We start from the raw sequence: 12,590 nt of genomic DNA on the forward strand, positions 1-12,590 counted from the left end.
GGGTGCGGGCGCGAGTGTGGGCGCGGGCTCGCCTGGCCGCCACGATGGCCACCGCCGGATGGCATATAGCCCTCGCCACCCATCGCCACGATGGCTGCCGCCAGATGGCATATAGCCCTGGCGACCAAGGCATGCCGCCTACCGCACCCGGACATGTCCCCGACCAACCGACCACCGGCCCGCCGCCGCACCCTCACCGGCAGCCGTATCGCCGACCTGCGTTGTCGGTCCCTTCGATTGCCATTCTTCCGGCTGGTTTTCGGTTCGTTCCCCTCGGTCGCGTCGGCAGGGCTTCGCCTACAGTGCCGGTGGCCGGGGGTCAAGTTCGCGCTATCAAAAACCGCAGCTCGGGCACCCAACCGCAAGTGCGCGGACTTGACCCCCGGACACCGGTGCTGTACCCATCGGGCTGCCGACGCGACCGTGGGGAACGGACCGCACCACCTCACAAACCGCCGCCGCTGAGACTAGATCGGCCACCCGAGGGAACCGCGCAAGTTTCCCTGAGGTTGCCGAGGCCCGCCGGAGGCCCGGCCCTTCACCACAGCTCTTGACTTTGATCTTGCTTGTGGCCCTTGATCTTGCTCTTGATCTGGCCTGTGCCCTTGCCCGGACTTGCCGGAGTTGAAGAGGCCTGAGGTGGGGCGGGGTTGTGAACGCGAAAACCGGCAGCCGACAAACACAACTCGCCGACCCGAACCCCGAACCGGCACAACTATGACCGAAGGCCGTAAAAATCGCCTTTCAAACCACAGCCCAACCGCAACCCGGCCCACAAGCTCAAGCCCCCAGCAGACTCCGCCCGCCCACGGATCCCGCCCGCCGACCGGCACGCCGCGAACCACATCGCGAACCACATCGCGAAAACTCCCAGGCAAGCGTTCCCTGACACGGCACCAGTACCCCAGCCTGGTTTCGGCTAGTACCCCAGCCTGGTTTCGGCCAGAGCCCTGAGCAGCCTCACCAGCTGCCTTGGAAGAAGGCGAGGAGCGCGGGCGCCGGATCGGCTGTCGTGGCGATGTTCGCCGCGGCGACGACGAGCACGGCGATGGCCGACAGTGTGAAGACGATCCCGAACCAGATCATGCCGCGTTGCGCTCGGCGCTTCCAGGACAGCACGCTCAGCGTGATGAGGACGACCGCGATGAGCGACGTCGCCACGGCCACCACCGCGTGGTAGACGCCGAAGTCGTCGACCATCACCTTCACGGCGGGAGCGGGCGGGCCGCCCTGGTTCGGGTAGTGCGCCAGGTGCTCTCTGATCTGGACGACGGCGGTGGCGAGGTCTCCGCGCGGTGCGCCGGTCGGGAGCATCGGCAGCAGCGAGGAGAACGGAGCCAGCGCGCCCTGGATGTTGGCCATGGCCAGCGCCGCGGCGACGATCGCGAGTATCGCCACGAGGGCCCCGGCCGACCGGCGTAGCAGAACGCTGATGGCGATGAGGACGGCCAGCAGCGCCGACGCGGCTGCGGCCTTGACGACGTGGTAGCGGAACCAGTAGTCGACGATGCTTTGCAGGCCGGCGGGGAAGTGCGGGTCGCCGGAGTTCCAGTAGCCGACGAACGCCTTGCCGAAAGCGTTGCCGAGCGCCTGCTGACTGCCGAAGTCGCCGCGCGGCCCGGTCGCCGCCGCCAGCGGGCCGGGAGCCAGGACGAAGGCGGCGACGAGGGCGAGGGCGGTGGCGGCGAGCGCGGCCAGGGTCCGGGCCGGCGCGCTCGAGGGTGGTCGGGATGCGGGATTGTCCGTTTCGGACGCTGAGATCATGCAGTCCACGGTTCCGCAGCGGCGCGGCGGGGTCAGCGGGGTACGCCGGACACTTGAAGGTGTGGCTGGCCATACCTTTCGGCGATCAGGAGCACTCAGGCATTCAGCAGGAGCACTCAGGCGTTCAGGTAGGCCAGGACGGCGCGCACCCGCCGGTGCACGTCATCATCGTCCGGCGGCAGCCCCAGCTTGGTGAACACGTTCCCGATGTGCTTCTCGACCGTGCTGGCCGAGACCACGAGGCGTTGGGCGATGGCCGTGTTGGAGTGGCCCTCGGCCATCAGCGCGAGTAGTTCCCGCTCGCGTGCGGTCAGGCCCGCCAGCGGGTCGTTCCGGCGCTGCCCGCTCAGCAACTGGGCGACGACCTGCGGATCGAAGACCGTCGCGCCGCCGGCGACCCGGTCCAGGGCGTCCAGGAACTCCGCGACCTTGGCGACCCGGTCCTTCAGCAGATAGCCGACCGCGCCGAAACCGTCGGCGAGGAGTTCGGCCGCGTAGCGGGGCTCCACGTACTGGCTGAGGACGAGCACCGGTGTGCCGGGGAGCTGCGACCGGACCGTGATGGCCGCGCGCAGGCCCTCGTCGGTGTGGGTCGGCGGCATGCGCACGTCGACCACCGACACGTCCGGGCGGTGCTGGAGGACGGCCTCGACCAGGGTCGGCCCGTCCCCGACCGTGGCCACGATCCGGTGCCCCTCCTCGGCCAGCAGCCGGACCAGGCCTTCGCGCAGCAGGACGGCGTCGTCGGCGACGACGATCCGCAACGAGCGGCGGGCTGCGGGCTCGGGGGAGGGCGGCAAGGTGCCGGGATCTGTCATGCCGGGATCCATCATGCCGGAATCCATCATGCCGGGATCAGTCACAGTGGTAGCTCCGCTGGTAGTTCCGCGGTGATCGTCGTCGGGCCGCCTTCGGGGCTGTGAACCAGCAGCCGGCCGCCGACCGCTCGCACTCGTTCGTCGAGGCCGCGCAGGCCGTGTCCCTTGGCCGATGCCGCGCCTCCGATGCCGTCGTCTGTCACCCAGACCCGCACCGTTTCGCTGTTGTGCCGGTCCCGATCGTGCCGCAGCCCGATCTCGCACCGGCGCGCCCGGCTGTGTTTGGCCGCGTTGGTCAAGGCTTCGGCGATCGCGAAGTAGGCCGCGATCTCCACGGCCGGGTCCAGCCGCCAGCTCAGCGCCGCGACGTCCGGCTCTGGGCCCAGATCCAGATCGACGGGGATGATCGAGCGCGCCGCCAACGCCGTGATCGCCGCCGGCAGTCCGCGGTCGACGAGGATCGGCGGGGCGATGCCGCGGGACAGCGTCCGCAGCTCTTCCAGCGCTTCCTGCGCCTGCACGATCGCGTCGGCCAGCGCCTCCCGCACCGTTTCGGGCCGGCTGTCGAAGTGGTGCTGTGCGCGGCCCAGTTCCAGCGCCAGCCGGACCAGGCGCTGCTGCGGGCCGTCGTGGATGTCCCGTTCGAGGCGGTGCAGAGCTGAGGTCTGGACCGGGACCGCCGCGACGCGGCGTGCGCGGGTGGCGTAGCGCCACACCCCGACGTGGACGGCGACGCACGCGCGCGTCATCAGCGGCAGCGTGACCAGCAACAGCAGGCCGAGCAGGGTGCCTACGGTGAGCCGCTGCGCCGGGGACGTCAGCCCGAGGCTCACGTCGATGTGCGAGTGCGTGCTCCCGCCCGCGCTCAGCGTGATCGGCGGCAACCGCCCGCCGTCCGCGTAGCCGCCGCGCGGTATCGAGGTGGACGCACCGAGGGCCACGAACCACCACATCCCGGTCACCACCGACGTCGTCAGTGCGACCGGCACCACCAGGACCGCATGCACCAGGCCGGAGCCGGGCGAACTCGGCCGCGGCTGCCACGTGTCACCCCGCAGCCCGCCGGCTCGTACCCCGCCGGCCCACGTCCCACTGACCGCGCCGCCCCGCACCTTCCCGATCCGCCACTGCTCCAGCTCAGCGGGCCACCGCACCAGCACCGACGCCACCGACGTCAACCGCGTGGACCGGGCCCCCGGGACCACCAAGCCGAGCGATCCGACGCACAAGCCGGCGACAGCCATCAGCAACCCGAGCAGCGCCGCCACCGGAGCCGTGAGCAGGTACAGCGACTCCACAACAGCGCGCCGCCCGACGCGCCCGACGTCGCCGACGCCCGGCCACGTGCGTCCCGGGACGGCGGGAGGCGACGGAGTGGTCATGGGACAAGGGTAGTGAGGGCACAGCGGCTGAGGGTCCCGGCTGCGCTACGTAAGGGTCCGGCTTGCGCTACGTGAGAGTCCAAAGCTGGGCGGTGTTCCCCGTGCCGCAGGGCGCCACGGTCAGCAGGTTCCCGAGCCCGTTGTCCGTCAGGCAGCCGCCGGTCATCTGGTTGTGGATGTAGAACTCGTCCGTCACGGGCCCGTCGGCGAACCACCACAGCTGGTTGGTGCCGGTCAGGCTGTGCCAGAGGTCGACTTGGTTGTTCGCCGTGTTCAGATCCATGACCGAGGCGTGGGTGAGGTTGCTCTCGAAGTCGATGCCGCCGGTGCTCCCGACGGTGGCCCAGTTCAGCAGCCAGTGCTGGTCCACCAGGTTCGGGTCGGGGTGCCAGACGACCATTTGCGAGCCGTCCGCGGTGTTGCTGCCCGCCACGCCGATCGCCAGTTTGTCGCCGATGTTGATCACCATTCCGGGATTGGTGCCCGGGATGGTGGACGACGTGGGGTGCGGTGAGGGGGACGGCGCCGGCGAGGAGGAGTGCACCGGCGGCGGCGAGGGCTTGGACGTGGTCGTCGGGTGCGGGGCCGGAGGCTGGGTCGGCGCGGCGTGGGAGGACGACGGGGTGGAACTCGGGCCGCCGAAGATCCCGGGGCCGCTGGAGTACGTGGGGTCGGGGGACTTGGCGCCGGTGGGCGAAGGCGTCGGCGTGCTCGGTGCCGGCTTGGCCGGGGCGGAGGACGGCGCGGCGGCCGACGAACTCGCCACCGGGACCGGGGGAGCGACCGAAGCGGTGGTGGTGCTGGTGTTCTCGGCCACGTTCGCCGCGGCGTTCGCGACAGTCGCATTCGCGGAGCTGCCGCCCGGCACGAGGACCAGCCCGACTCCGACCGCGACGAGGCCGAACCCGCTGGCCGCCGCGTTGCGTTGGGTCAGGAACTTCACGTTTCCCCCTCCGAGGACCCTTGGGCACGCACCTTGGCCACCCTGCCCGACGAAGGTGGCCAACACTACGTTCGGGGTTCGCGGGAGCCTCGGTCAAGCCGTTACCTCAGCGTTCTGGGCCGTTAACCGCGCAGTAGGCGAACAACGGGTTATGCCGAGGGAATATCACGTGAAGTCTGATCGACAACGGTCGAAGTGAGCCGCGTGTCAGCGCAAGATGATCAGGGAAGGCTGGCCGTGCCGACAATGTCGGCGAAGCTCAACGTCCCGTGTCACACATGGTCTGGATGATCGCGATATCAGCTACTGTGTGCCGCAATAAAGCCTTCTCGGGTATGTCAGGAGGATGGACCGTGCCTGACTCGGGCGTCGCGGAGAACGAAGCGGAGGTGCGGGTCGGTGCCGAAGCCGCCATCGGGGCCCTGTACCGCCAGCACAGGACGCCGCTGCTGCAGTATGTACGGCAACTGATTCCCTATGACCCGCACCGGGCCGAGGACGTGGTCCAGGAGACCTTCCTGCGGGCCTGGTTCCTGGTGCGGACCGGGGCCGACCGGCCCGGGTCGCTGCGGCCGTGGCTGTTCACGGTCGCCCGGAACCTGGTCATAGACATGAGCCGGCGCGACCGCGCCCGGCCGTTGGAAGTCAACGACGAGGCCACCGTGGCGAACGTGCCGGACCTGCGGGACCTGGCCGACTCGGTCTCCCAGACCCGGCTGGTCGTCGACGCCCTGGCCGCCCTGCATCCGTACCAACGCGAGGTGCTCATCCACGTACACTGCCTCGGTCGCACGCGTACCGAGACGGCACGGGTGCTCGGTATACCGGCGGGCACCGTGAAGTCCCGGAACCACCACGCGGTACGGGCGCTGCGACGGGTGCTCACCGACTGCGGCGCGGCATAGTGCGCACGATCGCCTACTCGCGAGTGGATCGACACATGGACCAGTACACACATCCCTTCCTCGCCGCCGGTTCGCACACCGAACCCTGGAACATCGCGGGGTACGTCTTCGTCGCGGCCGGCGTGGGCCTGCTGGCGTACGTAGGGGTCACCAAGGCGGCGGGCCGGTACCGCGACTGGCGGGACAAGGAGCCGGACGACCAACTCCTGGCCCGGGAGTTCGGCGCGGCTCTCGCCGATCCGGAGAACACCCGCCTGTTGCGGATCGCCGCGACGCTGGACCCGTACGTCGTCGAGATCGAGACCGACACGGTCCTGATCCGACTGGCCGGGATCGACGCCCCGGCGCCGGCCGGGCCGTGGACCGCCGACGAGGCCGACGACCGGGTCCGGTCCGCGGCCCGGGAGCGGCTGGCCGACGCCGACGCGGCGAGCCGGCACCCGTTCATCGCCATCGGCACCCGGGGCCAGACCCTGGTGTTCATCGACCCCACGCAGTCCCCGGGCGCGATCTCCGTCGAGGGGGATCAGGATGCTGTGACGCGACTGGTGGAGGTGTTGCAGCGGCAGAGCGACGCGCTGGGGCACGCCGTCCGGTTCGCCGCCGGATCGGCGCAGGGGGCCCAGTGGCGGTGGACCCTGTCCGCGGACGGCGAGCTGGACACCGGAGTCCTCGGCGTGCTGGTGCAGACGGCGCAACTGCCGATGGCGCTCGCATCCCGCGACGCACCGGCCGCGCCGCCCGCTGCGGCCAGGCCGGATTCCTCGGACGCCGCCCAGAGGCCGGACGCCACCAAAGCGAAGGCCGGGACGGCCGCACGCCCCGGGTCGCCCACCGCCGCCTCACCCGCCGCGGCCTCCTCGACAGCAGCGGCGTCGACCGCCGCCGCACCGACGGACGGATCGCAGCTCCCTGCTTCCCAGCGGCCCACGGTCAACCTCCTGGACCGCCTCGAAACGGCGCGCCCCAACCAGCCGCGCCCCGACGCAACCCCAGCGGCCGCCCAACCGTCCCCCTCATCGAAGGCCCTGCTCGTCGCGCAGGCCGAACCGCAGCACGACCGCGACGCCGTCAGCGCCGCGGACTCCGCCGCCGGCACGAACACAGACCTGGACTAAACCCCCCGATGCGCATAGCCCTCACCGTCCACGGCCTCCGTGACGACTCCGACGCCGGCACCAACGCCGTCCTCGACGCCGCCCCCGGCTCCGAGCTCGCCGACGCGGCGGCCCGCCTCGCCGCGCTGTCCCTCGACGAGGACATGGACGGCGCCGACGCGTATGTCCCCACCGCCGTCGAGATCGACGGCGTCCGCGCCGACCGGCGCGCCCTGGTCGGCGAAACCGGTCTGCGCGACGGGTCGCGCGTGGTCCTGGACAGCGTCGCCGGGACGCGCCCCGAGGACTACGGCCTGACCCCGGAGCCGGCGCTGCTGGAGATCCGCGCGGTCGGCGGCTCTGCGGTCGGCCGCACCTGGCGCCTGGGGCTGGGCAGCCACTTCGCGGGGTCGGGTCCGGACTGCACCGTGCGCTGGGCGGGTTTCCCGGCCGAGCACATCGCCCGGCTCACCGTCCGCCCCGACGGCTCGGTCCAGGTCTGCGTGCTCGACGGCGCCGACACCGAAAACCATCACGCCGGTCCGATCCGGGTGGTCCGGCCGGTCCGCAGCGCGCAGGAGAGCGAGCAGCTGGAACAGATCGTCAAGCAGGAGAAGCGCAGGGAACGCAAGTTCCGCGAGCAGCTTGAGAAGGAAGAAGCGCGAGAACTCGCCGAGGCGTCGCAGTCCCGGGAGTTCACCGTCCGGGTCCACGACGACTTCGAGATCGCCGGCAGTGTCCTGCGGCTGTCGCCCCCGGCCGAAGCCGACGCCGACGTCCGCCGGTCCGAGCGCGGTCTGGGCCTGGACTACAACCGTCCGCCGCGCATCGTGCCGCCGCTGCCGGTCGAGCGGTTCCGGATGCCGCTCATCCCGGCCCCGCCGAGCCGCCGGCCGTTCCCGCTGATCACCCTGCTGGCCCCGATGATCATGGGCTTCGCCATGGTGCTGGTGTTCCACTCCTACTTCTACCTCATCTTCACCTTGTTCAGCCCGGTCTTCGCGATCACCAACGTGATCAGCGACCGCCGCACCGGCCGCAAGACCCACAAGTCCGCGATGGCCGACTACCGCCGGGCGAAGGCCCAGCGCGAGAAGGAGATCACCGCCGCCGTCGAGGCCGAACGGACCGCCCGCAACCAGGCCGGCCCCGACCCGGCCACACTCGGCCTGATCGCCGTCGGCCCCGGCACCCGGCTGTGGGAGCGGCGCCGCGTCGACGGCGACCATCTGACCGCCCGCGTCGGCACCGCCGCCGTGCCGGCCCTGGTGGTGGTCGACCAGCCCAACAGCTACCAGCAGAACAGCCCGGTCTGGCGGGTCCCGGCCGCGCCGGTGTCCCTGGACCTGGCCGGACTCGGCGTCACCGGACTGGCCGGGCCCATCCCGGCCGTGCGGGACCTGGCCCGCTGGCTGCTGGTGCAGACCGGGGTCCTGCAGAGCCCGCGCGACGTGCAGATCCACCTGCTCGCCGACGTCGAGACCCAACCGGACTGGGACTGGCTGCGCTGGCTCCCGCACGCCCGCTTCCCGGAGCACCACGGCTCGCTGGTCCGGGTCGGCAACGACCCGGAGACCATCGCCAACCGGGTCGCCGAACTCGGCGCGGTGGTCGCCGCCCGGGTCCAGGCCCGCGGTTCGGCCATCACCTCCGTCATGTTCGCCGACCCGGACGTCCTGGTGATCGTGGACGGCGCGCGCCGGCTGCGCGACGTGCCGGGCATGGTGCAGATCCTCAAGGACGGCCCCGGGGTCCGGGTCTTCTTCCTGTGCCTGGACCGGCGCGAGGGACTGCTGCCGGAGGAGTGTAAGGGTGTTGTGACGCTGGAGGACGTGGCGCGCGCCGACGGGTACTACGCGACCGTGCGCCAGGCCGGCGCGCTGCCGCTGCCGGACGTCCGGGCCGACGGCGTCGGCGCCGCGTGGTGCGACACCGTCGCCCGGGCCGTCGCGCCGATCCGGGACGTCACCTCCGAGGACACCGGCGCCCTGCCGGACTCGGTGGCGTTGCTGGACCTGCTCGGCCTGGAACCGCCGGAGGCGCAGCGGATCGCCGCCGCCTGGGAGCGCCGGCCGGCCTCCACGGCGTTCGTCCTGGGCGCCGGGTACGACGGCCCGGCGGTCTTCGACCTGGTCTCAGACGGGCCGCACGCGCTGATCGCCGGTACCACCGGATCCGGCAAATCCGAGCTCCTGCAGGCCATGGTGGCCGCGCTGGCCACCGCGAACCGCCCGGACGAGCTGGTCTTCGTGCTCGTCGACTACAAGGGCGGCAGCGCCTTCCGGGACTGCGTCCGGCTGCCGCACGCCCTGGGCATGGTCACCGACCTGGACGACCATCTCGTGGACCGGGCCCTGATCTCGCTCGGCGCGGAGCTGCGCCGCCGGGAACACATACTGGCCACGGCCGGCGCCAAGGACCTCCCGGAGTACGCGGCGATGCGGGCCCGGAACCCGGAGCTGGCGCCGTTGCCCCGCCTGGTCATCGTGGTGGACGAGTTCGCCACCCTGGCCCGCGAGGTCCCGGCGTTCGTCACCGGCGTGGTCAGCATCTCCCAGCGCGGCCGGTCGCTGGGCCTGCACCTGGTGCTCGCCACGCAGCGGCCGGCCGGCGCGGTCACCGCGGACATCCGGGCCAACACGAACCTGCGCATCTCACTGCGGATGACCGACGGCGCGGAGAGCCGCGACGTCATCGACACCTCCGACGCCGCGGGCATCTCCGCCGCCACCCCGGGCCGCGCCCTGGCCCGGCTCGGGCAGCAGATGGTCGTGCCGTTCCAGACCGGCTACGCCGGCGCCGCGCGGCCGCTCCAGGACCAGGACGAAGCCGCCGACGCCCCGCCGCCGCCCACCGCCGCGGCCGCGATGCCCTGGCAGCGCCTGGGCCGGCGGCTGCCGCCGACCGCGCTGGCCGGGGCCGGCGGCGGTGCCGGGACGCTGGGAGCGCTGGCCGACGTCGGGCCGACCGACCTGTCAGAGCTCGTCAACGCGATCCGCGAAGCGGCCGCGCTGGTCGGCTTCGAGCCGGGGCCCAGCCCGTGGCTGGCGCCGCTGCCGACGAAACTGTTGCTCGACGATCTGCCGCAGGTCCGTCCGCTCGGGCAGGCCCGCCACGGCACCCGGCTGATCCCGGTCAGCTACGCGCTGGACGACCGTCCCGAGCGGCAGGCGCAGGCGCCGGTGGTGTTCAACCCCGACAACGACGGCCACCTGTACTTCATCGGCTCGGCGCGCTCCGGCCGCTCGCAGGCGCTGCGGACGCTGGCCGGCGCGCTGGCCCGCACGGTCTCCACGGCCGACCTGCACATGTACGGGATCGACGCCGGCGGCGGCGCGCTGTCCGTCCTGGAGTCCCTGCCGCACTGCGGGGCGGTGGTGCAGCGGACCGACCGGGAGCGGATCGAGCGGCTGCTGACCCGGCTGAACGCCGAGCTGGCCCGGCGTCAGGACCTGCTGACCACGCACAACGCCGCGAACTTGGCCGAACTGCGCGAGGCGCTGCCGCCCGGGGAGCTGCGCCCGGCGCACATCGCCGTGTTCGTGGACTCCTGGGAGTCGCTGAACACCGCGATCGGCGAGTTCGACAACGGCCGCCTGGTCGACATGATCACCCAGCTGATCCGGGAGGGCGCGGCGGCCGGGCTGCACATGATCCTGTCCGGGGACCGCGCGCTGCTCAACGGCAAGCTCGCCAGCCTGAACGAGGACAAGTTCCTGCTGCGGATGAACGACCGCTCGGACTACATGCTGATCGGGATGGGCCACGCCGAGCTGCCCACAGTTGTGCCGGCCGGCCGGGGCTGGCGCTCGCAGGACTGCATCGAGGCACAGGTAGCCCTGCTCGCCCCCGACCTGTCCGGCCAGGCGCAGGCCGAAGCGCTGCGGCGGATCGGCGCCGCGGCCCGCGACCGGGACGAGGGCGTGCCGGAGGCGGCGCGCCCCTACCCGATCGCGCCGCTGCCGTCCTCACTGACCTTCGCCGAGGCCTGGGAACGGATGCCGGCCGAGCCGCCGCGTCCGCTGTGGGCACTGCTGGGCCTGAGCGGGGACGACGTGGCACCGCGCGGTGTGGACCTGGCCGCGCGCGGGGCCGTCGTACTCGGCCCGGCCGGCTCCGGGCGCAGCACCGCGCTGGCCACGATGGCGGTCTCGCTGCTGGCCTCCGGAACCGGACTGGTGGTGCTCACCCCGCGCGAATCGCCACTGCGACGCCTGGCCGGCCAACCGCGGGTCCAGGTGGTGACGGCCCCGCAGCTGATGGGCCCGGAGATCACCGAGGCACTGGCCGAGGTCGGCGCCCCGGCGGCGATCCTGATCGACGACGCCGACCTGCTGCTGCACACCGCCGCCGACAACACCCTGCGAGACCTGGTCGCCACCGGCCGGGACCAGGGCGTCGGCATGGTGGCCGCGGGCTCGGCCGAGGCGTTCGTGCAGGCGGTCATCGGCTGGGCCTCGGAGCTGCGGCGCGCCCGCACCGGGGTGCTGCTGGCGCCGACCAGCCTGGCCGAGGGCGACTGCATCGGGGTCCGGCTGCCACAGGACCTGGTGCGCCGCCCCGTGCGGTACGGCCGGGCGCTCACCGGGGATGCGGAGTCCGGCCGCGTGATGTCGCTGTTGATACCGCATACGGAACTGAAGTAGGCGCACTGCAGTAGTCGTAGTAGTCGTAGCAGCCGCCGGTCGAACCAGGCGCCGGTCGCCGCCTTCGGCGCGGCGGACCTCGGAGGAGAACAGGAACATGAACGGTCTGACTCGCAAGCACGCGGCGCTCGGCGGCGCCGCGGCCCTCGTGGTGGGCGTGACGCTCATCCTGATCCCCGGCGGCTCCTCCGCGTCCCGGCAGGCACCATCGGCGAACGTGGCCGCGGCGGTGGCCGACGGCACGACTTCGGTGCCGCCGACGTCGGACGGATCGCCGGCCCCGACGCTGGCGCCGTCGGTCCCGTCGGTGCCGCAGGCCACTGTCTCACCAGTGCCCCTGTCGAGCGGGAAGACCGCGGCGCCCCCGGCGGCACCGATCACCACCCTGCCCCCGCCGGTCCCGGCCTCCAGCGCCGCACCGCCCCAGCCGGGAACGTCGCGGCCGGCCGTCCCGGCCTCGACGCCGTCCCCGAAACAGTCGGCACACCCACCGGTCCACACCACGCCGCCGCCGGTGAAGCCCCCGACCTCCGCCCCAACCTCGGCACCTCCGGCCGGCTGCGCGTCGGGCACCGGCTGGACCGGCGGCGCCACCCTCCCGATCCCGGGCGCCGAACACACCGCGTGCTGGGGCGTCACCACCGAGGCCAGCGCGGACGACCCGGCGCGCGGCGGAAGCCAGGACCTCGGGCACTTGGCCGAAGGCTCCTGGGCGGAGTACCCGACGGTCGACTTCGGCGCCGGGCAAAGCCAGTTCCTCGCACGGGTCGCCTCCGGGGCGGTGGCCGGGATCAGCGGCAAGGTGCAGATCCACCTGGACAGCCTGACCAACGCGCCGGTCTCGGTCTTCGAGATCGCGAACACCGGCGGCTGGCAGACCTGGCAGACGGTGCAGATGAACATGAGCCGGACCACTGGCGTGCACAACGTCTACCTGAGCTTCGACAGTGGGCAGCCGCTGCCGTTCGTCAGTCTGCACTGGTTCAGCTTCGGGAACTGATAGGCGGGGCGGTGCGGTGCGGGGCGGGGCTTCTT

General features: G+C 72.2%; 8 protein-coding genes. 4 read left to right on the top strand and 4 right to left on the bottom strand.

What is annotated here, in order from left to right:
- Positions 1-960 precede the first annotated feature (960 nt).
- The 4 genes from KGQ19_RS43025 to KGQ19_RS43040 form a co-directional block, all read right to left on the bottom strand.
- Entirely contained in the window at positions 961-1,764 is an 804-nt protein-coding gene (locus KGQ19_RS43025; protein ID WP_212020411.1) for a hypothetical protein, read from the bottom strand.
- 116 nt (positions 1,765-1,880) lie between these two features.
- Positions 1,881-2,528 (bottom strand): response regulator transcription factor, encoded by a 648-nt coding sequence (locus KGQ19_RS43030; protein ID WP_212020426.1) that lies wholly within the window; start codon positions 2,526-2,528, stop codon positions 1,881-1,883.
- A 95-nt stretch (positions 2,529-2,623) separates the two neighbouring features.
- Positions 2,624-3,964, bottom strand: coding sequence for a sensor histidine kinase (locus KGQ19_RS43035; protein ID WP_212020413.1), 1,341 nt, complete (start codon positions 3,962-3,964; stop codon positions 2,624-2,626).
- A gap of 67 nt (positions 3,965-4,031) precedes the next feature.
- Entirely contained in the window at positions 4,032-4,907 is an 876-nt protein-coding gene (locus KGQ19_RS43040; protein WP_212020415.1) for an RICIN domain-containing protein, read from the bottom strand.
- A 353-nt stretch (positions 4,908-5,260) separates the two neighbouring features.
- Here KGQ19_RS43040 and KGQ19_RS43045 point away from each other — a divergent pair, with 353 nt between their 5' ends.
- The 4 genes from KGQ19_RS43045 to KGQ19_RS43060 all read left to right on the top strand — a co-directional run bounded on the left by KGQ19_RS43045 (position 5,261) and on the right by KGQ19_RS43060 (position 12,555).
- The gene (locus KGQ19_RS43045; RefSeq protein WP_212020417.1) at positions 5,261-5,812 is read left to right on the top strand and encodes a sigma-70 family RNA polymerase sigma factor; all 552 of its coding nucleotides are present in this window, start codon (positions 5,261-5,263) and stop codon (positions 5,810-5,812) included.
- Between the two features lie 35 nt (positions 5,813-5,847).
- Entirely contained in the window at positions 5,848-6,930 is a 1,083-nt protein-coding gene (locus KGQ19_RS43050; protein ID WP_212020419.1) for a hypothetical protein, read from the top strand.
- 8 nt (positions 6,931-6,938) lie between these two features.
- On the top strand, positions 6,939-11,555 hold the full coding sequence (locus KGQ19_RS43055) for an FtsK/SpoIIIE domain-containing protein (RefSeq protein WP_212020421.1): 4,617 nt from the start codon (positions 6,939-6,941) through the stop codon (positions 11,553-11,555).
- 97 nt (positions 11,556-11,652) lie between these two features.
- Positions 11,653-12,555, top strand: coding sequence for a carbohydrate-binding protein (locus KGQ19_RS43060; RefSeq protein ID WP_212020424.1), 903 nt, complete (start codon positions 11,653-11,655; stop codon positions 12,553-12,555).
- Positions 12,556-12,590 lie beyond the last annotated feature (35 nt).

This window comes from Catenulispora pinistramenti, from assembly GCF_018274385.1.
Taxonomy (GTDB): domain Bacteria; phylum Actinomycetota; class Actinomycetes; order Streptomycetales; family Catenulisporaceae; genus Catenulispora; species Catenulispora pinistramenti.